General features: G+C 37.4%; 25 protein-coding genes, 1 pseudogene and 1 riboswitch. Of the genes and pseudogenes, 9 read left to right on the top strand and 17 right to left on the bottom strand.

Going from position 1 to position 25,591, the window contains the following annotated elements; all coding sequences use genetic code 11:
• Window positions 1-37 precede the first annotated feature (37 nt).
• From LF886_RS02895 to LF886_RS02840, 12 genes are all read right to left on the bottom strand, one after another.
• A complete protein-coding gene (locus LF886_RS02895; protein WP_236852649.1) occupies window positions 38-745 on the bottom strand; it encodes a HesA/MoeB/ThiF family protein in 708 nt (235 codons plus the stop codon).
• Between the two features lie 141 nt (window positions 746-886).
• Window positions 887-2,005, bottom strand: a complete 1,119-nt coding sequence (gene thiH / locus LF886_RS02890) for a 2-iminoacetate synthase ThiH (protein ID WP_236852648.1) — start codon at window positions 2,003-2,005, stop codon at window positions 887-889.
• Between the two features lie 9 nt (window positions 2,006-2,014).
• Window positions 2,015-2,791: a thiazole synthase gene (locus LF886_RS02885; protein WP_236852647.1), complete on the bottom strand. Its 777-nt coding sequence runs from the start codon at window positions 2,789-2,791 to the stop codon at window positions 2,015-2,017.
• Window positions 2,788-3,402 carry a thiamine phosphate synthase gene (locus LF886_RS02880; protein WP_236852646.1) on the bottom strand — a complete coding sequence of 205 codons (615 nt, stop codon included), beginning with the start codon at window positions 3,400-3,402 and terminating at the stop codon, window positions 2,788-2,790. Before LF886_RS02880 ends, LF886_RS02885 begins: the two co-directional genes overlap by 4 nt.
• Before the next feature lie 2 nt (window positions 3,403-3,404).
• Window positions 3,405-4,145, bottom strand: a complete 741-nt coding sequence (locus LF886_RS02875; protein ID WP_236852645.1) for a hydroxymethylpyrimidine/phosphomethylpyrimidine kinase — start codon at window positions 4,143-4,145, stop codon at window positions 3,405-3,407.
• Window positions 4,121-4,708, bottom strand: coding sequence for a thiamine phosphate synthase (locus LF886_RS02870; protein ID WP_124535796.1), 588 nt, complete (start codon window positions 4,706-4,708; stop codon window positions 4,121-4,123). Before LF886_RS02870 ends, LF886_RS02875 begins: the two co-directional genes overlap by 25 nt.
• A complete protein-coding gene (gene thiC, locus LF886_RS02865; protein WP_103232090.1) occupies window positions 4,705-6,516 on the bottom strand; it encodes a phosphomethylpyrimidine synthase ThiC in 1,812 nt (603 codons plus the stop codon). Before thiC ends, LF886_RS02870 begins: the two co-directional genes overlap by 4 nt.
• A 24-nt stretch (window positions 6,517-6,540) precedes the next feature.
• On the bottom strand, window positions 6,541-6,747 hold the full coding sequence (gene thiS, locus LF886_RS02860) for a sulfur carrier protein ThiS (protein ID WP_236852644.1): 207 nt from the start codon (window positions 6,745-6,747) through the stop codon (window positions 6,541-6,543).
• Window positions 6,748-6,804: 57 nt separating this feature from the next.
• Window positions 6,805-6,901: riboswitch (TPP riboswitch) on the bottom strand.
• A 107-nt stretch (window positions 6,902-7,008) separates the two neighbouring features.
• Entirely contained in the window at window positions 7,009-7,686 is a 678-nt protein-coding gene (locus tag LF886_RS02855; protein WP_236852643.1) for an RluA family pseudouridine synthase, read from the bottom strand.
• An 11-nt stretch (window positions 7,687-7,697) separates the two neighbouring features.
• Window positions 7,698-8,015, bottom strand: coding sequence for a hypothetical protein (locus tag LF886_RS02850; protein ID WP_236852642.1), 318 nt, complete (start codon window positions 8,013-8,015; stop codon window positions 7,698-7,700).
• Window positions 8,016-8,018: 3 nt separating this feature from the next.
• Window positions 8,019-8,834 (bottom strand): 3-methyl-2-oxobutanoate hydroxymethyltransferase, encoded by an 816-nt coding sequence (gene panB / locus LF886_RS02845; RefSeq protein ID WP_103232094.1) that lies wholly within the window; start codon window positions 8,832-8,834, stop codon window positions 8,019-8,021.
• Between the two features lie 60 nt (window positions 8,835-8,894).
• Window positions 8,895-9,608 (bottom strand): Crp/Fnr family transcriptional regulator, encoded by a 714-nt coding sequence (locus tag LF886_RS02840; protein WP_236852641.1) that lies wholly within the window; start codon window positions 9,606-9,608, stop codon window positions 8,895-8,897.
• 89 nt (window positions 9,609-9,697) lie between these two features.
• Here LF886_RS02840 and LF886_RS02835 point away from each other — a divergent pair, with 89 nt between their 5' ends.
• The 9 genes and pseudogenes from LF886_RS02835 to LF886_RS02795 all read left to right on the top strand — a co-directional run bounded on the left by LF886_RS02835 (window position 9,698) and on the right by LF886_RS02795 (window position 19,275).
• Window positions 9,698-12,076, top strand: coding sequence for a heavy metal translocating P-type ATPase (locus LF886_RS02835; RefSeq protein WP_236852640.1), 2,379 nt, complete (start codon window positions 9,698-9,700; stop codon window positions 12,074-12,076).
• Between the two features lie 109 nt (window positions 12,077-12,185).
• On the top strand, window positions 12,186-12,398 hold the full coding sequence (gene ccoS, locus LF886_RS02830) for a cbb3-type cytochrome oxidase assembly protein CcoS (RefSeq protein WP_103232095.1): 213 nt from the start codon (window positions 12,186-12,188) through the stop codon (window positions 12,396-12,398).
• A 21-nt stretch (window positions 12,399-12,419) separates the two neighbouring features.
• On the top strand, window positions 12,420-14,681 hold the full coding sequence (gene ccoN / locus LF886_RS02825) for a cytochrome-c oxidase, cbb3-type subunit I (RefSeq protein WP_103232096.1): 2,262 nt from the start codon (window positions 12,420-12,422) through the stop codon (window positions 14,679-14,681).
• A gap of 17 nt (window positions 14,682-14,698) precedes the next feature.
• Window positions 14,699-14,899 (top strand): cbb3-type cytochrome oxidase subunit 3, encoded by a 201-nt coding sequence (locus tag LF886_RS02820; RefSeq protein ID WP_076595423.1) that lies wholly within the window; start codon window positions 14,699-14,701, stop codon window positions 14,897-14,899.
• A 9-nt stretch (window positions 14,900-14,908) separates the two neighbouring features.
• A complete protein-coding gene (locus LF886_RS02815) occupies window positions 14,909-15,790 on the top strand; it encodes a cbb3-type cytochrome c oxidase N-terminal domain-containing protein (protein WP_236852639.1) in 882 nt (293 codons plus the stop codon).
• Window positions 15,791-15,886: 96 nt separating this feature from the next.
• Window positions 15,887-17,340: pseudogene (gene ccoG / locus LF886_RS02810) on the top strand (cytochrome c oxidase accessory protein CcoG).
• A gap of 10 nt (window positions 17,341-17,350) precedes the next feature.
• The gene (locus LF886_RS02805) at window positions 17,351-17,803 is read left to right on the top strand and encodes a FixH family protein (protein WP_236852638.1); all 453 of its coding nucleotides are present in this window, start codon (window positions 17,351-17,353) and stop codon (window positions 17,801-17,803) included.
• Entirely contained in the window at window positions 17,794-18,519 is a 726-nt protein-coding gene (locus tag LF886_RS02800; RefSeq protein WP_236852637.1) for a sulfite exporter TauE/SafE family protein, read from the top strand. The genes LF886_RS02805 and LF886_RS02800 overlap by 10 nt, the downstream gene beginning before the upstream one ends.
• A gap of 18 nt (window positions 18,520-18,537) precedes the next feature.
• Window positions 18,538-19,275 carry a hypothetical protein gene (locus LF886_RS02795; protein WP_236852636.1) on the top strand — a complete coding sequence of 246 codons (738 nt, stop codon included), beginning with the start codon at window positions 18,538-18,540 and terminating at the stop codon, window positions 19,273-19,275.
• Between the two features lie 54 nt (window positions 19,276-19,329).
• On the opposite strand, the gene serS is transcribed toward LF886_RS02795, so the two are convergent.
• From serS to LF886_RS02770, 5 genes are all read right to left on the bottom strand, one after another.
• The gene (gene serS, locus LF886_RS02790) at window positions 19,330-20,598 is read right to left on the bottom strand and encodes a serine--tRNA ligase (RefSeq protein ID WP_236852635.1); all 1,269 of its coding nucleotides are present in this window, start codon (window positions 20,596-20,598) and stop codon (window positions 19,330-19,332) included.
• A gap of 66 nt (window positions 20,599-20,664) precedes the next feature.
• Entirely contained in the window at window positions 20,665-21,183 is a 519-nt protein-coding gene (locus tag LF886_RS02785; protein ID WP_236852633.1) for a hypothetical protein, read from the bottom strand.
• Window positions 21,184-21,221: 38 nt separating this feature from the next.
• Complete coding sequence (gene asnB, locus LF886_RS02780) at window positions 21,222-23,057, bottom strand: asparagine synthase (glutamine-hydrolyzing) (RefSeq protein ID WP_236852631.1); 1,836 nt, start codon at window positions 23,055-23,057, stop codon at window positions 21,222-21,224.
• Window positions 23,058-23,194: 137 nt separating this feature from the next.
• Window positions 23,195-24,439 carry a polysaccharide biosynthesis C-terminal domain-containing protein gene (locus tag LF886_RS02775; RefSeq protein ID WP_236852629.1) on the bottom strand — a complete coding sequence of 415 codons (1,245 nt, stop codon included), beginning with the start codon at window positions 24,437-24,439 and terminating at the stop codon, window positions 23,195-23,197.
• Between the two features lie 10 nt (window positions 24,440-24,449).
• Complete coding sequence (locus LF886_RS02770; RefSeq protein ID WP_236852627.1) at window positions 24,450-25,583, bottom strand: glycosyltransferase; 1,134 nt, start codon at window positions 25,581-25,583, stop codon at window positions 24,450-24,452.
• Window positions 25,584-25,591 lie beyond the last annotated feature (8 nt).

The raw sequence follows: 25,591 nt of genomic DNA, 5'->3' as shown, positions 1-25,591 counted from the left end.
GGTGAAAATATTAGTGATATTAGTGTTTATATTTACATCAAAAATCTATGGTTTGAAATCTCCAATCCAGCGTATCCACCAGGGTCAGCTGATTTAAGCTCACCGGAAGATCCGTAATGATTTTCAAGGTCTGAAGGGCCATCATACTTCCTATTATTCCTGGCAAAGCTCCCAAGACACCAAGACTGTCACAATCCGGCATATCTTCATCAAAAGGTGGGTCCGGAAATAGATCTCTCAGGTTTTTGCTTCCTTTATGATTAAATATGGCTACTTGTCCTGAAAATCCTAAAATACTCCCGTAAATCAGTGTCTTTTTTAATTTTACACAGGTATCATTTACCAGATATCTTGTTGAAAAATTGTCTGATCCATCTACTATAACATCGAATTGAGAAAGTATATCTTCAGCGTTGTCATCATTTATTTTTTCTTCAATTCCTCTACATATCACGTGATGATTGAGTTCTTCAACAAATATTTTAGCACTCTTTACTTTTGAAAGGCCTACTCTATTTTCGGTATGAATAATCTGTCTGTTCAGGTTATGGAGCTCTACCAAATCAAAATCTGCAACCCCTAAGGTTCCTATCCCTGCGGCAGCCAGATATTGTATAACGGGACTTCCCAAACCTCCAGCTCCTATAACAAGGACTTTTGAAGCCTTAATTTTCTTTTGTCCTTCCAATCCTATTTCTTCAATAAATATCTGCCGGCTGTATCGTGAAAAATGATCTTCTTTCATAATTATAATTGAACCATTAAGATTCTTTAAGTTTTTAAGGAAAGTTAAGTTGAGCTTCGTTTTAAAAAGATGCTATCTTAAAAATCTTCGATTTTTCTTAAGTAAGCTTCATTTCTTCAAGGTTCTTAATGGTTTACAAATTTAAAATCCACTGTACACGGAATCCCAGTCTTTCATGACAGGATCGTAGCCTGCTTTTTTGATCATTATTTTAATCTCTTCCATGCTTCGTTCATCACTGGTTTCAAACTGTTCCAGGGATTCTTTATCCACAGCATAGCCTCCCGGATTGGTTTTTGATCCTGCACTCATCGCTGTTGCTCCCAGTGATATAATATTATTTCTGAACACTTCATTTTCTCTGGTAGAAATAGAGATCTCCAGGTCTTCATTCCAGATTCTGTAGGCACAGATCAGCTGAAGCAGATCTTTGTCTTCCATAATAAAATTGGGTTCTATAATTCCTTCTGCCGGTCTGAGCCTTGGAAAGGAAACGGAAAACTTACTTTTCCAGTACTGTTTCTGAAGATAATCAATGTGTAAGGCGTTGAAAAAACTATCAACCCTCCAATCTTCAAGTCCCAGGAGAACTCCCAGTCCGATTTTATGAATCCCCGCACTTCCTATACGGTCCGGAGTTTCCAGCCGGAAATGGAAGTTCGATTTTTTACCTTTCGGATGATATTCTCTGTAAACGTCCTGATGGTAGGTTTCCTGATAAACCAACACAGAATGTACTCCTTCCTCATGAAGCAGCCTGTATTCTTCTTCCATTAATGGCTGAACTTCAATGGAAATATTGGAAAAATGAGGTTTTAAGTTACGGACAGCATTCTGGAAGTAAGGAACTCCTACAATTTTATTGGCTTCTCCGCTTACCAGCAATACATGATTCACTCCCATTGATTTCAATACTGATGCTTCAATCATCAATTCCGTATCAGAAAGCGTTTTTCTCTTCAATTGGTTATCAAGACTGAATCCGCAATAAGTACAGATATTCTGACACTCATTACTGAGATACAGCGGAGCATAGAGCTGAATGGTTTTTCCAAATCGTTTTTGGGTAAGCATCTGCGTCATTCTTGCCATCAGTTCCAGTTCCTGAGCAGCGGCTGGTGAAAGGAGATTCAGAAAGTCATCAAGCGTTTTATTCTTTTTCTGAAGACTGTGTCTTACATCAGAAAGACTTACTTTTTCAAGCTTATTCTTTACCTCATCCCATTGATAGTTTTCAAAAACATCTTTAAAGCTTTTCATGATTTTGGTTTATTCAAATAAAAATGACGTGAGCGGACTTGAAGCTTCGGCATGGTTGGCTATTGCTCCCAATCCTGACTCATACGCTCTTCTTCCGGCAATAACTCCTTCTTTAAAAGCAGCCGCCATATTCAATGGATTTCCGGCAACGGCAATTGCTGTATTTACCAGCACCGCATCTGCTCCCATTTCCATTGCTTTTGCCGCATCTGATGGTGCTCCAATTCCTGCATCTACCACTACTGGAACATTACTTTGGCTGATGATGATTTCCAGAAAATCCAGGGTTCTTAATCCTTTATTGGTTCCAATGGGTGCTCCCAAAGGCATTACTACTGCTGTTCCCGCATCTTCAAGACGTTTGCACAGGACAGGATCGGCGTGAATGTAAGGCATCACGACGAATCCTAGTTTGGCAAGTTCTTCGGTAGCGTATAAAGTTTCAATAGGATCTGGTAATAAATATTTCGGATCCGGATGGATTTCCAGTTTCACCCAGTTTGTTTCCAATGCTTCTCTGGCTAATTGTGCAGCCAATACTGCTTCTTTGGCGGTTCTCGCTCCGGAAGTATTGGGCAGAAGATGAACCTTGGTTTCTCTTAATGAGTCGAGCAGATCATCTTCATTAGACTGGGCATCTATTCTTTTCAGAGCCATAGTTACCATATCGGTTTCTGATGCGATGACAGACTTTACCATATCTCTCAGACTTCCGAATTTTCCTGTTCCTAAAAACAGTCTTGATTCAAAAGTTCTTCCTGCTATTTCTAATTTCTGATTGTTCATATCATTACTTTTTTTAATTCATTAATAATGGTTGGCTGCTTTGTAATCAATCCTGATACGGAAACCCCATAGATTCCGATCTGCTGCAATGGCAAAATATCTTCAAGAGTTACGCTGCCAATCGCAAATATTTTGGGAATGTCTATTGATTTTTCTCTTAATCCATCAACGATTTTCTGATATCCTTCAAATCCAAGAACAGGACTTAGCTTTTCTTTGGTTGCCGTAAATCTCAATGGTCCCAAGCCAATGTAGTCACAAGATTCATTGAGCCTTTGAAGCACATCTTCAAGCGTATTTGCCGTTCCGCCAATAATCTTATTTTCTCCCAGGATTAATCTTGCTTCTTCGACAGAGCTGTCATTCAATCCCAAATGAACCCCGTCAGCATCTATCTTTTTTGCCAGCTGTACATGATCATTAATGATACAAACCGACTGATATTCCGAGCAAAGCTGTTTTGATATTTCACAGAGGTTAATTAATTCGTTTTCAGGAGCATTTTTCCATCGGACTTGTACCCATTTGATTCCGTTATCCAGGGCTTTACGAATATGAAGCTCCTGTTCCTGTATTGTATTTCCCTGTGATATATATTGTAATTTTTCCATGTTTACGATGAATGTGTTCCCAGTAACGAGGGATTGCTTTTTAAAAATTTTTCGATGTATAATTTCCCTTTCCGGCAGGCAGTTTCCTTATTTTCACCCTTCGCCAGTTCTGCTGTAATAGCTGAAGATAAAACACAGCCCGAACCATGCTTGGGAAAATAGATCTCATTATCATCTTTTGGTTTTAAAAGTATTTCTGTACCGTTTTCAACTAAAACATCTGTTCCCAAAAGGTCTTTTCTATGTCCTCCTTTGATCAGTAATGAACATTTATTGGTATCCGGCAAAAGATTATTTTCCTTTAAAACCCTATATTCATTGTAATTGGGAGTCATTAAGCTGATATCGTTTACAATATGCTTCAACTGTGGAAGTGTTTCAAGGTGAAAAAAGGTAAATTCGGAAGTGCTTTTCAAAACCGGATCCCAAACGATTTTTGCTTCAGGGTTACCAGCCTTTAATGCTTTTATAATTTTACCTAGAAATTCCGCATCTTTCACAATTCCGATTTTCACTGCTGAAATGAGATAATTTTCCATCAGCATCTGAATCGCTTCAACCACTTCATCCACGGGACGCCATTCTAAGCTCAGACATTTGGAAGCTGTTTGTAATGTCAAAGCTGTACATACTCCCAGTCCCATCACTTTCGATTGTTCAAAGGTTTTACTATCTGATAGTAAGCCTGCTCCACCACTCGGATCAAAGCCCGCAATACTCATGGCATAAGGACGTTCCTGCATTTTCTGAATACTTTTAAGGGTTCTTCACTTTCCCAGATCGCCCCTAATAAAGCGACTCCATCTATGTCTGTTTCGAAAGCTTCGTGAATATTATCCTGATCAATTCCTCCAAGGGCAATCAATTTTACATCCGGATTGTTCTGGTGTTTTATTTCTTCTTTTATGGTAGAATCTATCCCATATCCTTTTTTGGATATACTTGGAAAGAACGGGCTTATGAAAGCATACTCCCATTCTTTTTCCAACGTATTGTATGTTGTGATATCGTGTACTGAAGTTGAAATTGTATTTTCTATTGCAAAAGGTTTATACGTTTCTTCCTTCCGATCAATTTCCCTGAAATGAAACCTTGAAATATCATACTCCTTTCCAAGATCATAATGAGTATGAAGCACCAGATGTGGATAAAAATTTTTATCAATCTGGCTGATCAACTCAATCATTTCATTGCGAGTGATCCATGGTTTACGGATGTGAAGCAAATCAAGCCCTTCCTGAAACATCTGATTAATAGTATCAGTTTCTTTCGGAACAATCAATTCAGAAGTGATTACAAGGATCATATATAAATTTCTTTCCCTTTTTCGATAAACTCTTGAGACTTATCAAACATTCCCTGTTCTGCAGACTCACGGATTTCCTGAGTAATTTTCATTGAACAGAATTTTGGACCGCACATAGAACAGAAATGCGCAATTTTAGCTCCTTCTGCAGGCAATGTTTCATCGTGATAAGCTCTTGCTGTTTCGGGATCTAATGAAAGGTTGAACTGATCTTCCCATCTGAATTCAAATCTTGCTTTGCTTAATGCATTATCCCTGTATTGCGCACCCGGATGTCCTTTTGCAAGGTCTGCCGCATGAGCTGCCAGTTTATACGTAATAACCCCCACTTTTACATCGTCTCTATTTGGAAGTCCTAAATGCTCCTTTGGTGTTACATAACAAAGCATCGCACATCCGAACCAACCGATCATTGCCGCCCCGATTCCGGAAGTAATGTGATCATAACCCGGAGCAATATCTGTCGTTAAAGGCCCTAAGGTATAGAACGGAGCTTCATGACATTCTTCCAGTTGCTTTTCCATGTTTTCTTTGATCATGTGCATCGGAACGTGGCCAGGTCCTTCAATCATCACCTGTACATTGTGCTTCCATGCTATTTTTGTCAGTTCACCTAAAGTTTCCAGTTCTGCAAACTGAGCTGCATCATTGGCATCTGCAATAGATCCCGGGCGAAGGCCGTCTCCAAGAGAGAAAGCAACATCGTACTTCTTCATGATCTCACAAATCTCCTCAAAATGAGTATACAGGAAGCTTTCTTTATGATGAAACAGACACCATTTCGCCATAATGGAACCTCCTCTGGAAACAATTCCGGTTACTCTTTTCGCTGTTAAATGAATGTATCTCAACAAAACTCCTGCATGGATGGTGAAGTAGGAAACTCCTTGTTCTGCTTGTTCAATCAGGGTATCTCTAAAAATTTCCCATGTCAGATCTTCCGGGACTCCTTTTACTTTTTCCAGGGCCTGATAAATAGGTACCGTACCAATCGGAACCGGACTGTTTCTGATGATCCATTCTCTTGTTTCGTGAATATTTTTCCCTGTTGAAAGATCCATAATGGTATCAGCTCCCCATCGGCAAGCCCATACTGCCTTTTCTACTTCTTCATCAATACTGGATGAAACCGCACTGTTTCCGATATTGGCATTGATTTTCACCAGGAAATTTCTTCCAATGATCATGGGTTCACTTTCCGGGTGGTTAATGTTATTAGGGATAATTGCTCTTCCTGCTGCAATTTCGTCTCTTACAAACTCCGGAGTGATTTTTCCTTTCGGAGTATTGGCTCCAAAGCTGTGTCCCGGATGCTGGAAAGCCATTTCTTTTGATACAGATTCAAGCTGTTCTATTCTTTGATTTTCCCTGATCGCTATATATTCCATTTCCGGAGTGATGATTCCCTGCTTCGCATAGTAAAGCTGGGTCAATTCTTTTCCTTCCTGTGCCACTTTAGGTTTATGATCATAAGAAAACCTCAGTTCGTCGAGACGTGGATCTGCTAAACGTGCTTTTCCATATTCAGAGGTAATTCCATCCAGGATATTCACATCATTTCTGTCCAGAATCCATTGTTCTCTGATTCTTGGAAGTCCTTTCTGGATATCAATGACTGCATTTTCATCGGTATAAGGACCTGAAGTGTCGTAAATGGTTACCGGAGCATTATGTTCAAAGCCACCGTTCGTCAGTTTGGTTGGGCTAAGCTGTATTTCACGCATTGCTACATTGATAGGGTGTATTGTTCCTTCAACATAGATTTTCTTTGAGTTCGGAAATGGCGAACATGTAATGGAGTGAGCCATAAGTATAGGTATTAAGTATGAGAATTAACCGCCTTGAGTAGCGGTAATGATTAAAATTGAATCGTTATTGTTGAGGATGGTTTCCGCCCAGACCGACAGCGGAATAATGCGATTGTTGAGGGCTACAGCAATACCCTTTTTCTTTCCGGGTAGTTCAATAGCCAATAATGCTTCCAGAGTTTCAGGAAGTATATCAAATGTTTTTCGGGTGTGGTTGATTATAAGTTCCATTCCTAATATTTTAAATATACTTTAGGAATGGCCATTATTGTACAATAGAATGTACAGCAAAAGTCACCTACTTTTCCCTACGCTGGTATAATCCAGATCAGGTTCAAAGGGTAAAGTCTCAGTCTGTTGATAACAGACACCCCTAAAGTATGGGACGAAGTTAGACATTTTTTTAGAATGGGCAAAATCTGAAATGATTTTAAATAAAAAGCCCGTCTCAATTCCAGAGACGGGCTTTTTATTTTTTATTTACATTCTTCACTATTCTTCACAAGCTCTCCAAATCGCATCATTCTGCGGAACGGGAGCTATGATTTCAATGTTTTCTTTGGTTACCGGATGAATAAACTCCAGTTTTCTGGCATGAAGATTAATTCCTCCATCAGGATTAGAACGTGGGGCACCATATTTTAAATCACCTTTGATAGGAATTCCCGTTTTAGACAACTGAGCACGGATCTGATGATGTCTCCCCGTTTCAAGGTCAATCTCAAGAAGCAGATAATTATCCAATGTTTTGATAATATGATAAGTTAGAATCGCTTCCTTCGCTCCTTCTGTAAACTTAGTAAAGACGATCGCTTTATTATTCTTCTCGTTTTTCTTTAGGTAATGAACCAGTCTCTGACTCTGTGGAATTATCTCTTTTCCCACAACAGCCCAATACGTTTTTTTCACTTCACGGTTTTTCACCATCTGAGTAAGACGGGAAAGCGCTTTGGAAGTTTTTGCATAGATCACCAAGCCTGATGTAGGACGGTCTATACGATGAACCAAGCCGAGAAAAACATTTCCCGGCTTAGCATCTCTTATTTTTATAAAATTCTTGATGGATTCTAATAGTGATTCATCGCCGGTTTTATCGCCCTGTACGAGCTGACCGACTTTTTTATTGATCACCAGAAGATGATTGTCTTCATATATAATCTGCTCCTTCATACTTTTTCAGCCTACCTTCTTCTATTAGATAATGATAGAATAATCCCCGCCAGAAGCCCTACTGTTTTAACCGCTGAAAGCTTTGAATCTTCCGGTATAAAAGCTCCAATTACACAAATAGCTGCTGCTGCATACATCGCATAAACAAAGTTTTTGTTGGTAAGCAATGGAGCCTGAATAAAGAAGCTGGCACCTATCAAGACATAGAAAACTTTTCTTGAAAGTAAATGATTGATTTCCGGAGAAAATAAATTGAACCACCCGATCGCAAGACAAATAAGTGCTGCGATGGATAATATTCCCTGGATAGATTGTTGTTGATTTTGCATGGATTAATAGCTTTCGTTTTCGTTTGGAAACTCTACACTTTTCACATCTTTTACATATTGAGCAACCGCTCCTGTAATTTCTGTGTAAAGATCAAGGTATCTTCTTAAGAATTTCGGACTGAAACCTTTGTTCATTCCTACCATATCATGATATACCAAAACCTGTCCGTCACAATCTGCTCCGGCCCCTATTCCAATGGTAGGAATAGAAATGCTTTCTGTAACCTTTTTCGCTAATTCTGCAGGTATTTTTTCTAATACGACAGAGAAACAGCCTAATTCTTCTAAAAGCTGTGCATCAGCGATCAATTTTTCAGCTTCTGCTTCTTCTTTAGCTCTTACTTTATAGGTTCCGAATTTATAGATTGATTGTGGTGTTAATCCCAAATGCCCCATTACCGGGATACCTGCATTGATAATTTTTTTGATAGACTTGGAAATTTCTTTTCCACCTTCAATTTTTACAGCATGTGCTCCTCCTTCCTTCATCATCCTTACTGCAGATTCCAATGCTTTTTCAGGATTACTCTGATAAGTTCCGAAAGGTAAGTCTGCTACCACCAAAGCTCTGTCGGTTCCCCTTACCACACTTTGAGCATGATAGATCATTTGATCGAGCGTAATAGGTAATGTAGTTTCAAAACCAGCCATTACATTCGCCGCAGAGTCTCCAATCAAAATAGCATCTACTCCACCTGCATCTACCATCTTTGCTGTGGTAAAATCATAGGCTGTAAGCATTGTTATTTTCTCCTTGTCGAATTTCATTTTACGCAAGGTTTCAGTCGTAACTTTCTTAATTTCAGAGTGAACAGACATAATTTATCTATTTTAAAAGTTAAAAAGTCGGCCTTCAGCCGACTTAAGTTTTGTATGATTTTATAAAACTACGTGACCGAGTTTCATGAGTTTGTCGTGATTTAGAATCTTGATATTTCTTCCATCTACTTCAATCAGACTATCCTGTTTGAATTCTGAGATCAGACGGATGGCACTTTCAGTAGCCGTACCGATAATATTGGCAATTTCTTCTCTCGTCAATGAGATCTTAATGAACCCTTCAGGATCTACTCCTAACTTCTGCTCTAAAAGCAAGAGAATTTCTGCCAGTCTTTCTCTTACCGTTTTCTGAGCAAGGAAAGTAATGGTATTTGAAGATTCACCTAATTCGTATGAGATTTTTTGAAGCATTACGAAAGACAGCTGTGGATCTACCTCTAACAGATACATAAAGATATCTGCAGGCAAGAAAACACATTCAATATCTGTCATTGCTTCTGCTTTGGCCTGGAAATTTTCCCCGCAAAGCAAAGAACGATAGCCGATGATATCCCCCTCTTTGATAAATCTTAAAATCTGATCTTTTCCGAACGCTCCTGATTTTGAAAGTTTGGCAGCCCCTTTTTCCAGAACAAACACTCCTTTGGGAGTTTCACCATCCTCGAAAATGGTATCATGTTTCTGAAAACTTAGTCTCTTCTTGCCATTAATGTATTTTTCAAAATCTACGCTAGAAAGTCTTTCCTTAAATGATTTATCATTAAAAACTTTGGCGAACCTCTCTTCAATTGCTATCTGTTGTTCCTGCGGCATTTTATATGATATTTATCACAAAAATAGAACTTTTTAACGCGATAAACAAAAAAAATTGTTATAATTTTGTCGTTCAATATATTATGGTGGTGAGCGAGAACTGTTTTCATTGTGGTCAAGGTATAGAAAAAGAGAGAATTTTATTTGATGAAAGGATTTTCTGTTGTAACGGATGTAAGTCTGTTTATGAAATTCTAAACACGAATAATTTAAGCAACTTTTATGAGCTTAATAAAGGGGCCGGAATTCGTCCGAACGATGAAAATTCTACCCAATTTGATTATCTGGACACTCCGGAAATTTTTGAAAAAGTCACTGATTTCTCTGAAGGAAGCACCAGTCTTGTTACATTCAAAATCCCTGTAATTCACTGTTCTTCGTGTATCTGGTTATTGGAAAGCCTTCATACTTTACATAAGGACATCAAATATTCTCAGGTAAACTTTACCAGGAAGACCTTACAGATTTCATTCAATCATAACGATCTGAAATTAAGCGAACTCGCTAAATTTTTAACCAACCTAGGATATAAACCGGTTATCAGTCTTGAAACGGCGGATAAAAATGAAGATCATCTCGACAAATCTTTATTAGTAAAATTTGCCATTGCTGCCTTTGCTTTTGGTAATGGAATGTTCCTTGCTTTTCCAGAGTATATTGGAGGTGAAGATTATTGGATGGAACATTATAAAGGTTTATTCAGAACCTTGATTTTCCTTCTGGCGACGCCTGTTGTATTTTACTCAGCTTCTGATTATTATAAATCTGCATGGTACGGTTTAAAAAATAAGATCGTCAACATTGACGTTCCGATTGTTTTAGGAATCTTTGTTCTATACGGAAGAAGTATTTATGAAGTGGTAACAGATTATGGTCCAGGATATTTCGATACCCTTTGTGGACTTTTATTCTTCATGCTTCTCGGGAAAATTTTCCAAAAAAGGACATACAGTGCTCTTTCCTATGACAGAGATTACAAATCTTTCTATCCGATTGCCGTAACGAAAGTGGATTTCGAAGGAAAACAGGATAATATTTTATTGTCTGAAATAAAAGTTGGTGATAGAATTCTAGTTAGAAATCAGGAAATCATACCCGTTGATGGAATTTTGATCAACGGAGAAGGAAATATTGATAACAGTTTTATCACCGGAGAAAGCGAAAGCATAAGCAAACAACCCGGAGATAAAATTTTTGCCGGAGGAAAACAGGTTGGATCTTCTTTAGAGCTTGAAGTGATTAAAAACGTAGATCAAAGTTATTTAACTCAGCTTTGGAATAAAGAAGCATTTAAAAAACACGAAACAGGTCTTGACACGCTGACTAATAACGTTAGTAAATATTTCACATTCATTATTTTAGGTATCGCTTTAGTTGCAGGAACTTATTGGTATTTTATTGATTTGAATACGATGTTCCAGGTTATTTCCGCCATCCTGATTATTGCATGTCCTTGTGCGCTTGCCTTATCTGCGCCGTTCACTTTCGGACACATTATGAGGATTTTAGGCCGGAATAAATTTTATGTAAAAGATACTTTAACGATTGAAAAAATCGCGAAACTTGATACGATTGTTTTTGATAAAACCGGAACCATTACCCACAGAAAAAAATCAAATATCAAATACGACGGATCTGAGATCAACGAGTTTGATTCCTTGAATATTAAAACATTATTAAAGAACTCCAATCACCCGCTTTCAAAGTCGTTATATGAGTTCATTGAGGTAAGTGATGATTATTTCCCAGTAGAGAATTTCATTGAAATTTCAGGAAAAGGATATGAAGCCAGCGTCAGAGGAAATCTTTATAAAATCGGATCCGCAAGGTATAACAACCAGGAGCCTAAAAATCTTGAAACAGCAGTTTATATCAGTAAAAATGGTGAGTATCTAGGTAAATTCATCTTTAAAAATGAATACCGCCCGAAACTGAGAGAGCTTTTCACAAAACTAACCCACTACAAAATATTTATCCTGAGCGGAGACAATTCCTCAGAAGAAAACCAGCTTAAAGAGCTTATTCCAAATTACAAAGGAATGGCCTTTAACCAGAGCCCGGAAGACAAACTAAATTACATTAAAACCCTTCAGGATCAGCACATGAAAGTGGCAATGCTTGGAGATGGCCTTAATGATGCAGGAGCTTTAAAACAGAGTAATGTAGGTATTGCAATTGCCGATGACACCAACAGTTTTACACCATCCTCTGATGTCATCATGAATGGGGATAAAGTAGTCACCCTGGACAATTATCTGAATGTTTGTAAAGGCTCTATCACCATTGTGAAAATGACATTTATAATCAGCTTTTTGTACAATATTGTTGGTTTAAGTTACGCAGTTACAGGGCATATGCATCCGCTCTTCGCAGCAATCATTATGCCAATCAGTTCGATCACAGTGGTTACCTTTACTACAGTTTCAACGTGGATTTTAGGTCGGAAATATTTCAAAAAGCAGGCTTAAAGGCCCTTATTTAGACTGATTTTAAATTAGCTGAAATCGGCATTTCGTGATGAATGTCATTATTTTTCACTAAATTTGAACCCCGAAAATAGGTTAATTTTGTTGTCCAATGGATATTCTATATTTAATGATCCTCTGCAGTGTTTCTTTAGCTGCGATTTTCTTGGTCGTATTTATAGTGTATGCCCGAAAAGGACAGTTTGAAGATGATGAATCTCCAGCTGTCAGAATCCTTTTTGATGATGAAAGAGTCAAAGAAAATGATGAAAGTGGCGACAAAGATAAAGACGAGAAAGAAATAGGAGAAAATAATAAAAATTGAGAAAAATAGTGAATAGTTGATATGGAAACACAAAAGTTTAGTTATGACAATAGTATTGTCCGTGCGTTCCTTTATGCGACCTTAGTTTTCGGTCTCATTGGATTTACGTTCGGGCTTACGGCGGCATTAATGCTTTTCTACCCGGAATTACCTGAATTCTTTTTCGGGACAGATGACACGACCATCAAAAGTTTGGCATCGGGTAATATTGAGGGGTTAATAAACACTCATGGTGCATTTGGTTTTGGTAGAATCAGAATGTTGCACACCAACACAGTAATCTTTGCATTTGTTTGTAACATCGTTTACACGGGTATTTATTACTCATTACAGAGATTATTAAAAACAAGAATGTACAGTGATACATTGTCATGGTTACATTTCTGGACTTGGCAGTTTATGATCGTTGCTACGTTCGTTACATTCTTTATGGGGATCAATACCTCTAAGGAATATGCAGAACACGAGTGGCCGATCGACATATTGATAGCATTCTCATGGATCATTTTTGGTATCAATATGTTCCTTACTATTTCGAAGAGAAGAGTAAGACACCTTTATGTAGCAATATGGTTCTACATTGGTACCTGGATTGCAGTAGCAATGCTTCACATCTTCAACAACCTAGAAGTACCTTTATCTTTCACAGGCTGGAAATCTTATTCAGCGTATGCAGGGGTAAAAGATGCGATAGTACAGTGGTGGTACGGACACAATGCGGTTGCATTCGTATTGACAACTCCGGTACTTGGTTTAATGTATTACTTCCTTCCGAAGGCTGCAGACAGACCGGTATTCTCTTATAAACTGTCTATTATTCACTTCTGGTCATTAATTTTCGTATATATCTGGGCTGGTCCTCACCACCTTCAGTATACAGCTCTTCCAGCTTGGGCTCAGGCGGTAGGAACAGGGTTCTCTATCATGCTTATTGCACCATCTTGGGGAGGAATGTTAAATGGTCTTCTTACCTTAAGAGGAGCTTGGGATAAAGTAAGAGAAAATCCTATCCTTAAGTTCTTCGTAGTAGCTGTTACTTGTTATGGTATGGCAACGTTTGAAGGACCGCTTTTAGCAACTAAAAACATCAATAAAATTGGTCACTTTACAGACTGGGTTATCGGTCACGTACACTTAGGAGCTCTTGGATGGAATGGTTTCATGGCATTCGGGGTTATCTATTATTTGGTACCCATCATGTGGAGAACAAAACTTTGGTCTGTAAAATTAGCTAACTGGCATTTCTGGTTAGGTACTTTAGGAATTATCTTCTATGCAGTTCCAATGTATATTTCAGGATTTACACAAGGTTTAATGTGGAAGCAATTCAACCCAGACGGAACATTATTATGGAAAAACTGGTTGGATACTGTAACGGCAATTATTCCTTACTTCAAAATGAGATTTGTAGGAGGTTTATTCTATATCTCAGGATCTATCCTAATGATTGTTAACGTAATTGCTACGGTAAGAAAAGGATCATTCCAAAAAGAAGTTCCTGCTGAAGCTCCTGCATTAGCAAACATCAGTAAAAACAGAAAAGAAGGAGAAGGTACTCACCTTTGGCTGGAAAGAACTCCGGTATTATTAGGTATTCTATCTTTCTTTACAATATCTATCGGTAGTTCAATTGAAATCATCCCTACACTATCTCTTAAGAAAAGTGTACCTACGATTTCTGCAGTGAAGCCTTATTCACCACTTGAACTTGAAGGTAGAGATATTTATATCCGTGAAGGATGTAACGCTTGTCACTCTCAAATGATCAGACCGTTCAGAGATGAGATCACAAGATTCAATGGTAAAAACGGACAATACTCCAAAGCTGGAGAATTCGTATACGACAGACCATTCCTATGGGGATCTAAGAGAACAGGTCCGGATTTACATAGAGAAGGTGGTAAAAACCCAAGTTCTTGGCATTACAAACACATGTATAACCCAAGATCTACTTCTGCAGGTTCTATCATGCCTCGTTACCCTTGGTTAATTGCTACAGACTTAGACAGAACTAAGATGGTAGACAAAATGAAGCTGATGAAGAATGTATTCGATGTACCTTATACTAAGGCTCAAATCGATTCTGCAGACAAATGGGCTAATAACCAGTCAGCAAAAATTGTAAAAGATATCTTCTCTGAAGCAAATGACCTTAAGCAGGCTTATGCAAAGAGACCTCAGGGAGAATTAGAGAAAAAAGAAATTGTAGCTCTTATCTCTTATCTTCAGAGACTAGGTACTGATATCAAAACAACGGAAATCAAAACAGCAAGTAATAACTAAAACATTAAAAGGTTCATATGATTCCTCAGAACTTTAAAGATATATTATCCAATACAGAAAACGCTGGTTTTTACCAGACGTTGGCTCTGATTTTCTTTATGCTGTTCTTCGTCGCTCTAGTAATCTATGTTTTTAGCAGACCTAAAAAATATTACAAAGAGGAGGAAGAGGCACCACTTGGGGATGATGAGGATGACGATTTTAATTTAAAAAATTAAACTATTTTTATGAAACAAAGAACACCTGTTGTCGTAAACATCTTGATAATAATAGGACTTTTAATAGTTTTTTATTATTTGTTTGTACAAAGCTACGCGTTCCTAGCTTCGCCTTACTTCTGGGGAACAGTTGTGATCGCTGGTATCCTTGCCTATATCCATAGTGCTATTGGAGACCTTATTGAGAACAACAAATTCAAAAAATTATCTCCGGAAGAGAAAGCAGCTTACTTAGCTGAAAAGAAAGTTCCTTTCTTGAGAAGAATGTATGATGCCGCTTTCAAAAAGCAATCTGAAACTGAAGAAAAAGATATCCTTATTGACCACGGTTTCGATGGGATCATGGAGTTGGATAACCAATTACCAAAATGGTGGGTAGGTTTATTCTATTTTGGGACCGCTTTTTGTATTGTATATATCGCAGCATATTCTTTCACAGACTTCGCTCACCCGTTAAGCGAATATGAAAAAGAGTATAAAGAGCAATTGGCTAGTATTGAAGAATACCAAAAAACTCAGCCTCCTGTAACGATTGAAACAGCTAAGTATTCAGCTGATAATATCGCAGAAGGTAAAGAATTATTCAAAACAAACTGTGCATCTTGTCACAAGGAAGATGGTAGTGGAGGTATCGGACCAAACCTTACTGATAACTACTGGATCAACCAGCCTGAGAAAACGTTATTCAAAAACGTATTCCATATGGACTGGAATGGTTCTCCTACTAACCCTGCGATGAGAGCATTCGGTAAAAACGGAGAAGTTTCAGGTGCAGAGATTGAAAAGATTGCCGCATATGTATACCATATCAATCAGGAACAATCACCAATAACTCCAGCTCAGGGAGGAGCAGCTCCTCAAGGAACTGAAGCACATTGGGAAAAAGAATAATTTAGAAAAATTAGAAACATATGAAAAAAACATAATTTGTTATTACCTTAAAAATAGTAACGAATTATGTTTTTTCTTTTTTAAACACATTACAAAATGTCAGACATAGAAGAATTAGAAGTACGAGGCGGACAGGGACAGGTTCTGGACCCTGAGACTTACAGAGATTCTATAGGGACAATGGAGCAATCCGGAAAGAGAAGATGGGTATTTCCAAGAAAACCAAAAGGAAAATATACCAACTATAGAAACATTGTAAGTTATCTCTTATTAATTATTTATTTTGCGTTACCGTTCATCAAGATCAATGGTAACCCGTTATTGTTGTTCAATGTTATAGACAGAGAATTTTTCATCTTTGGACAGCCTTTCTATCCACAGGACTTTTTTATCCTTACTTTAGGTGCTATCGCCTCTTTAATCTTTATTATTGTTTTTACGATTGCGTTCGGAAGAATTTTCTGCGGGTGGATTTGCCCTCAGACAATTTTTATGGAATCGATTTTCCGTAAAATAGAATATCTGATTGAAGGTGACCGAAACAAGCAGATGAAGCTGGACAGACAGGAATGGAATACGGAGAAAATCTGGAAGAGAAGTTTGAAATGGACTGTTTATGTCATCATTTCATTGATCATTACCCACTTCATGTTTATGTATATCGTAGGATATGAGCAGGTATTTAAAATCGTTGGTGAAGGACCATTTACGCACCCTACCAATTTCATAGTAATGATTCTTCTTGCGGCGGCATTTTACTTTGTATTTGCGTGGTTCAGAGAACAGGTTTGTACGCTGGTATGTCCTTACGGAAGACTTCAGGGAGTATTGATTGATAAAGATACCATCAACGTTTTCTATGATTTCAAAAGAGGAGAAAACAGATCAAAATGGAGAAAAGGTGAAGACCGTAAAGCAGCTGGTAAAGGAGATTGTATCGACTGCCATCAGTGTGTAGTGGTATGCCCTACCGGAATTGACATCAGAGATGGACAGCAGTTGGAATGTATCAACTGTACAGCATGTATTGATGCCTGTGATGAAGTAATGGAAAAAGTAGGCCTTCCAAAAGGATTGGTTCGATATGCATCTGAAAACGAAATTGAGCAACAGACTCAGTTCAAGTTTACAGGAAGAATGAAAGGTTTTTCAATATTCCTTTTCCTTCTTGTAGGATTCTTGGGATATCTTCTTTACAGCCGTGGTGAGATGGAAGCTAAATTCATCAAACCGGCAGGAAGCACATTCTTTGTAAGAGAGGGTAAAATTACCAATACCTATAATTATACTTTCCTTAATAAAACGAACGATAAAAAATAGTTACCATCAAAGTAATGGATCCGGCACATGGTGAAATTACTTATAGTGCATCAAGCAAAATTCAGGTAGACAGAGATAAAATTTCAAAAGGAACAATCAATATCAGCTTCCCGGAAGATGAAATGAAACTCTCTAAACAGAATATCACGATTGGCGTTTATGATATGAAAGGTAAATTGATTGATTCATATCAGACATATTTTGAAGGGCCATTTAAACTGCAATTTTAATTAGAAAAAAATGAAGAACTTTAGTTGGGGACACGGTGTTGTAATTGCATTATTTGCATTCATAGTTTTTATATTATCCATGATGTTTCTTTTCCCGAACGGGCAGAAGAATTCTGAAATGGTAACCGATAACTATTACGAAGAAGAATTGAAGTATCAGGATGTGATTGACGCCAAGAAAAAGGCTGATGATTTACAGGAAAAACCAGTATACAGTCAGGATACCAAAGGAATTAAAATTACTTTTCCAAAAGAATATAACAACTCAAATACTACGGTAAAATTTGTTTTAAACAGAACCGACGACCAGAATTTAGATATTAAAAAATCTGTACAGCTTGACGCCAGCCAGTCTTTCATAATACCAGCACAGGTATTGAAAGTAGGAAACTACACATTAAGATTAAGTTGGACAAAAGATAAAACAGACTACAGAATGGATTATGATGTGATATGGAAATAGGACTTATTGTATCGGCTATCGCTTTAGGCTTTGCTTCCGGTTTTCACTGTATCGGAATGTGCGGACCTATTGCTTTATCGATGGGATTAACCAAAAAACAGGCTGCCAATTTTTATCTTCAGAACCTTACCTATCAATTCGGAAGAATTTTCACCTATTCATTATTGGGTGCACTTCTGGGAATTATAGGACAAGGATTTGAAATGGCGGGCTTTCAGCAATATCTGACGATTACTGCGGGAGTTCTGCTGATTATCATGGCTGTATTTTCATTTGGAGGAAAAGATTTTGCTTCAAAAATCCCTTTTTTGTCTAAGTTTCTATACACTGTTAAATTAAACTTAGGCCGGTTGCTTCAGAAAGCAGATTACCGTTCAAGATTTACTACAGGAATTCTGAATGGCTTTTTACCGTGCGGAATGGTCTATATGGCCCTTACCGCCAGCCTCGCAGGAGGAGGAATATGGCAGGGAGCTTTATATATGGCTTTATTTGGGCTTGGAACCCTTCCGTTCATGTTTGCTATTGTTTTAGCCGGAAATCTCATGAATCAGGCCTTTAGGGGAAAGGTTTTGAAAGCTGTTCCGGTAATCATGATTATTTTAGGAGGACTATTCATTCTTAGAGGTCTTGAATTGGGAATTCCTTATGTTTCTCCTAAGGCTGAAGCCATGACCATCATCAAAGATCCAAACGGGGCTGTTAACTGCCATTAATTTGTATTTAAACAAACCATGAAGAAAACCATTGTCTTATTTCTGATAAGCCTTTTTATACTGCAATCCTGTAGTGTCAATTCTGAAATTGTCTATCATAAAGATGCCGCTTCTACTTCAGTAACAGATATTGATACAAGAGAGTTTATGGCAGAAATGATGGCCATGACACCGGATTCATTAAAACAGAAGGAATTTGGAGAAATGGACAGGCTTCCGACTAACTGGACAAGTATGTATGATCTTGCCAAGCAGGAAGGAAAATTAAAAACTGAAAATCCGGATTCCATCAAGATTATGAAAAAGATCTTCATGAAATCAACGAAAGAAGATAATAAGCTGGCAGGTTTTTCTTTTAAGATGGAACATTTTGCTCAGGAGGATTATCAGGCATTAAAAAGCTTTACAAAAACTGAAAAATTACCCTTAGATCAGAATATTTACAATAATTGGGATGGAAAAACTTTAACTATCAATACCGAAAATTTTAACCTTAAAAGTATTGAAGAAGCCATCCGAACTAAAAGCTCAAAGGAAGAGACTGAAAAGATCGGAGGTATGATGATCATGTTTTTCAAAAAGATAGGGACCACAATAAGGTTTGAAAACCCAATACAATCCATTTCAGGAAAACATGACTGGCTGAAACAGATTGATGATCATTCGGTAAGAATAGAATATGATCTCAAAGCCATTTATGATAAAGATCCAAAACTTAAAAACGCTGATAAAAAGATTATTATCGTTACAAAATAAAGCAAAACCCACCGAAATTCGGTGGGTTTTTATTATAAGCTAAACTTTCTAAGCTTAGTTGATTACATCAAATCTTGCATACTCTGCAACCTTCTTTGGAAGTTTAATTCCTTCCGCTGTCTGGTTATTCTCAAGCAATGCTGCCATAATTCTTGGTAAAGCCATTGCTGACCCGTTCAGGGTGTGAACCAACTGAGATTTCCCATCTGCTTTATAACGGCACTTTAATCTGTTTGCCTGGAACGTTTCAAAGTTAGACACAGAGCTTACTTCCAACCACATTTCCTGAGCTGCACTCCAAACTTCGAAGTCATACGTCATGGCAGCTGCAAAACCAGTATCACCACCGCAAAGTCTTAATACTCTGAACGGAAGTTCAAGATCTGTAAGGATTTCTTTGATATGTTCTACCATTTCTTCCAAAACAGCATAAGAATTTTCAGGTTTTTCAATTCTTACAATCTCTACTTTTTCAAACTGGTGAAGACGGTTCAATCCTCTTACGTGAGCTCCGTAGCTTCCCGCTTCTCTTCTGTAGCACTGAGAGAATGCGGTATTTTTGATCGGAAGATCTTTCTCATCAAGCAATACATCACGGTAAAGGTTCGTTACTGGAACTTCTGCCGTAGGAATCAGGTATAACTTATCTTCATTGATATAATACATCTGTCCTTCTTTATCTGGCAGCTGTCCGGTTCCGAAACCTGATGCTTCATTCACAACGTGAGGAGGATTCACTTCTGTATATCCTTTTTCTACGTTTTTATCTAAGAAATACTGAACCAAAGCTCTCTGTAATCTTGCACCTTTTCCTAAATAAACAGGAAAACCTGCTCCGGCAATTTTCACCCCTAATTCAAAATCGATCAGGTTGTATTTTTTTGCCAGTTCCCAGTGAGGAATAGCTCCTTCACCAAGACCTTCTACAGGATGAGACTGGAAAATATTTTCATTATCATCAGCAGAAACACCACTTTTTACCAATTCATTTGGAATGTTTGGAAGCTGGTACAGAATATTCAGTAAGTCATTTTCTTTAACTTCTAATTGAGATTTCAATTCTGAGCTCGACTCCTTGTATTGTGCTGTTTTAGATTTTGCAGACTCCGCTTCTTCTTTTTTCCCTTCTTTCATCAAAAGTCCAATTTCTTTCGAAATTTTATTGATTTCGGAAAGCTGGGAATCTAGTTCAAACTGGATTCTTTTTCTTTCGTCGTCGGCAGCGATAGCCTCGTCTACCAACTCAAGATTTTTGAATTGTCTTTTCTTAAGACCTTCTAAAACGCGTTCTTTATTGTCGCGCAAAAAATTGACTTGTAACATTTTATTTAGATGTTAAATATTAGATGTTTAGCTTATAATAAGCTAACAATTGTGCAAATTTAAAAATTATTTTGTGATAGTAACGGTATTTATCGAAGTTGGTGCATCAGCATTTTTTGAAAACACTTCGTTTCCGTCATACAATACCTTTGAAACCTGGAATGCTGTGGGCGTATTACGATACTGCACTTCCAGCAATCCTATCACATTATCACTTACATTAGTACTTTTTGTAAACGTAATCCGCATTTGGGAATAGTATGAATTTCCTGTTCCCGGATTGTCAGGGCTGATAGAATCTAATCTTCTTCTCTTTGCACCCGCAAGATATTCCATATAGAATAATGACTCCGGTGACGTTCTTAACGAAATACTTACCGGAGAAATATCTTTTGTTCCAAAAACATCGTTCACGGAAAACCCGGTGTAAGACCCTGTAAGTTTATTGTTCAGAAGATCCTGACCGGCACTGTTTTTCATATAGATATTAAGTACCTGATCCACTCTCTGCAAAGAATCATCATCACTTTTACAACTTACCAGTGCAAAAACCGCAACAAATATGCTCCAAAAATATTTCATCATAATTACAAAGGTAAAATATTAATCTTTAGGCTGCTTCTTTATTTTTCAAAATATTTCTGATACCACAGTTCAAAAGTGACGAGCTGCCAGATTTTCACCCAATCATATTCGTGTTCCTGATGATTCCACCATTCGTCAATCACGGCTGCACTGAAAAAGTTTCTCTTCTTTAAGCTTTCAAGGGTTTCAACAATAAAGTCCCTTACTTTTTTTTCATTTTTGATGAAATAGTTGACGGGAAACGAAAATCCTTTTTTGGGCATATTCAAAACTGAGTCGGGGAGATATTTTTCTGCAGCTTTACGCAGCAATGGCTTATTCTGTATTCCATTAAAGCGGATATGTTCAGGTAATGCTGCCACATAATCGATCAGGTTATTGCTTAAATACGGATACCGAAATTCTACACTGTATTTCATCGCACTCAGATCATCCCGAAAGACGTGATGGGAAGACAGGGAATATTTCATATCATATTCAAAATATCCTGAATACCCTTTTATTTCAAGACCATGGTAACGGGACAAATCAGTATTAATGATATTGTAAATAGCAGGTGTTATAAGGTTTTTAGCTTCAAGAGGCATCATACTGATCTGACTCTGGCGGAAAAAGTCAAACAGATAATCCTGACCGAAATAATTTTTTACCCGTTGCGAAAATTTATCTTTTGTAAAAATAAAAGGTTTTATAAAATTAAAATTCTTCATCAGCAGCCATCTTTTAAGTTTCAAAGTATGAGAATAGCCTGTAAAAAGCTCATCAGCACCATTTCCGCTTAATACTACTTTAAAATCTTTATCGTGTGCATATTTTGCTGCATTGATCAGCACTTCAAAACTGCTATACGGCTCTTCAAAATGCTGGATATTTTCTTTAAGCTGTTCCAAAGCTTCTTCATCGCTTACCTCTTTTACCTCATGCGAAACTCCAAAATGCTCAGCGGCCAAAGATGCATTTTTCACTTCTTCTTCAGAAAACGGATAAGAGATCGTGTATGTTTTGATATGGGCATTAAAAGGTTTTGATTTTGAAGCAATTAAGGTAGAATCTATTCCACCGCTCATCATCACTGCTACAGGAACATCTGCATTCAGTTGTTCTGATATACTTTCAGACAACAATTCATCTACTATTCTTACGGCTTCTTCTTCAGAAATATTTTCAGAAGATGGTAAAGGCAGTTTCCAGAATTTCTCTTTGGTCATCTTCTGATCTTTTAAATCAATGGTCATAAAAGAAGCAGGTTCAAGGGACAAAATATCCTGAAAGCACGTTTGTGGGGCCAGAGTAGTCTGAAAAAGAAAATTGGTGTACACTCCATTCCAATTGATTTCAGGCTTTACAAATTCATTTTTTAATAACGCTTTTATTTCCGATGCCCAAACCAATCCCTTTTCACTCTGATGGTAAAATAGGGGCTTCATCCCTACTCTGTCTCTTGCCAGCATAAGTTTTTGGCTGATAAGATCAACAATACAGAGGGAAAACATGCCGTCCAGCTTTGCAAAGGTTGAATTTCCCCACTCCTGATAAGCTTTTAAAATGACTTCGGTATCGGAATTACTTTGAAAAAAATGTCCTGCAGCCTCAAGTTCTTTTCTTAATTTTTTAAAATTATAAATCTCTCCGTTGAAAGTAATAATAATCTTTTCATCTTCCGAGAGCATGGGCTGATGCCCTTTTTCAGACAGATCAATAATGGATAACCTGCGGAAACCTAAGGCAATTTCTGAATTTCTGTTCTGTAAAAGTGGAAATTGTTCTTTAATTTTTAGGGTAGAATCATTTCCTGAAAAAGAAGTTGCCTGACCATGCTCATAGAGCCAAAATCCTTCATCATCCGGTCCGCGATGTCTGATCGCCTGATTCATTTCCAGAATATTTTTTGAGGAAATACTTTTATGAAATGAATAGTAACCGCTGATTCCGCACATAGTAAAGTCTTAATAGATTTGTAAAAATAGGGAAATGACTTTATTTTCTGCACCTGAAGAGAATAATTATTTCTTCAGAAATTTTCTTTTAAAAGCTGTATTTCTTCTTTTGAAACCAGATAATCTTTTAAACTGAATGTTGTAGCGCCATAAAACTTCCGGAACAGCAGGAAAGCGGAAACCAAATAGGAGGATGTGGTGGCAATACAAGCTCCTAAAATTCCCCACCTGGGTATCACAATAAAGGAGAATACAACGGTAACGATCAGCCCAACTATTGATTTTACATTCAGGATTTTCAACTCTCTCATTCCCGAGAAGTAATGTCCTACCATATCGCTTACCGCAATGGCAAAGATTCCGGGAGATAAAAGGAGCATGATTTCTTTGGTATTTCTGAATTCTTTCCCAAAAATCATCTCATAAACCTGTGAGGGTATGATTATGATTCCCAGCACAAAACCTATCATTAAAATAAATGTCAGCTTCAGGGATTCTTTGGTTTTCACTACAGATTCTTCTCTGCTTTTGCTGTTCACCACATCTGAGTATAAAACAACGGCAATGCTTCGCGTGATCGTCCAAATAGCTTCTGAAAATGTAACCCCGATTGAAAAGATTCCTACACTGGCAATACCTTCAAAATATTCTAAAAAATAAAATGAGAGCCTGTAATTCAGAAATTGGACAAACGCACTCAGCTGGGTTTTCCAGCCATATTCAAACATGTTTTTGGCAACATCTTTAGAGAATGAAATTTCTGAAATCTTACATTTTTTTATGATCTGCAGGAAGCTGGTAAATGATAAAAGTGCCAGACATCCGATCTGTGCAAGAAAATATACGGAAACATCTTTCTTTCCGAACACGTATACCAATGTTCCGATAAAAATAATATGGACAAGTTGCTGTAAAACAGTATACACATTAAACTGTCTAATATCCTGTTTGCCAATAAACAAGCTGATATTAGTAGACAAAAGAGATGAAAAAACTGAAATCCCGATAAGATAAAAAAGATATTCACTCTGAATAGAAGCCAGACTGAATAAAAACGGCACAAAAAGCCCAATCAGGATAGACCATAGATAGGCATACAATAAGACCTTTTCTATTTTAAACCTTGAAGCAAAATAAGAAGCGCTGCTTCCTGAAAAGATACTGCTGAAAAAGCTTACTGCAGCAGCATTGGCAACAACAATAGAAATGGTTCCTTTACCCTCACTTCCCCACATATTCGTAGAATAGATCACCAGACCGAAACTGAGGATCAGAATAAGAAAACGTGAGACAAATGTTTTAATAATAGTAAACTGCATGGTGATGTGATTATTTATCAATAGAACTTTTCACAAAATCAACAAAGGAATTTCTTATCACTTCCCAATTATATTTTTCGTTAAATTCTTTTCGCGCATTGAGAGCATGTGAATAATACAGTTCCGGATCCCTGATATAATTGATAATAATTTCTGAAATCGATTCAGCGTTCTCCGGATCTACCAGATTACCAAATGAGAGATCTCCCATATGCTTTCTGATTCCTTTCAAATTTGAATAGATCACTGGTTTTCCTGCGCCCATAAAGTAAAAAAGTTTAATCGGCAGTGAATGATTGTTCTCAAAATTGATTTCCCGAAGGTCAAAACAGACATCTGCTTCTGCCAATGCTTCTGTAAATTTTTCAAAAGTAGTGGGTTTTCTGATCTCAATATGTTCAAAAGAATACTTTTTCAATAGCGTTGAAAAATAGAGTTCATCACTTTCCTGTACAGTTGATCCTATAATAAGAATCTTCATACGAAGTTCCTGATATTTTTGACGAACCTTATCTGCTGCTTTAAAGAAATTATCAATTCCCTTATCCTTAGAAATTTGACCTGTGTAACAGAGTGTAATGGCTTCAGAATCGAGTCTTTTTACACTTTCCCTGATGTAAACAGTATCAGGATAATAAGGTAGAATTATTTGTCTTTTAAATCCAAAAAGATAGGCTAAGGGAAATTTTTTGGTGGTTTCGCCAAAAATAAAATGCGTACTTAAAAATCCTGCATACAACTGAATAAGGGAAAACTTGACAGCTTGGAAAATTTTAGCCGGATATCGGTATCCATCAAGCATAGACATGGAAGGATACCATTCTGTAACATCATAGATACAGCATACTTTATGTTTTTTTACAAACTTCTTTGCAGCTATTACTGCCAAAGGTTCGGAACAAATGATACATTCTGGCTGAAAAGTATCACAGACCTTTCGCAAGGTTTCTATCTTCTTTTCTATACTTTCTTCCAGAACCGCATACGACTCTATTTCAATCCCATCAATATGACCTTTGTACTCTGCATATAAGCTGCATATTTTCACTTCATACCCATTATCTCTAAGAGCCTTCGCCTGATGATAGAAGATGCGATCATCATTATAGTTGTGGGAGGTCGTTAAAAAAAGTACTTTAGGCATCTGTTTTA

This window comes from Chryseobacterium sp. MEBOG07 (assembly GCF_021869745.1).
In the GTDB taxonomy this organism is placed as follows: Bacteria; Bacteroidota; Bacteroidia; order Flavobacteriales; family Weeksellaceae; genus Chryseobacterium; species Chryseobacterium viscerum.
The sequence above is the reverse complement of the archived record's forward strand: the minus strand, read 5'-3'. Positions and strand labels throughout refer to the sequence as shown.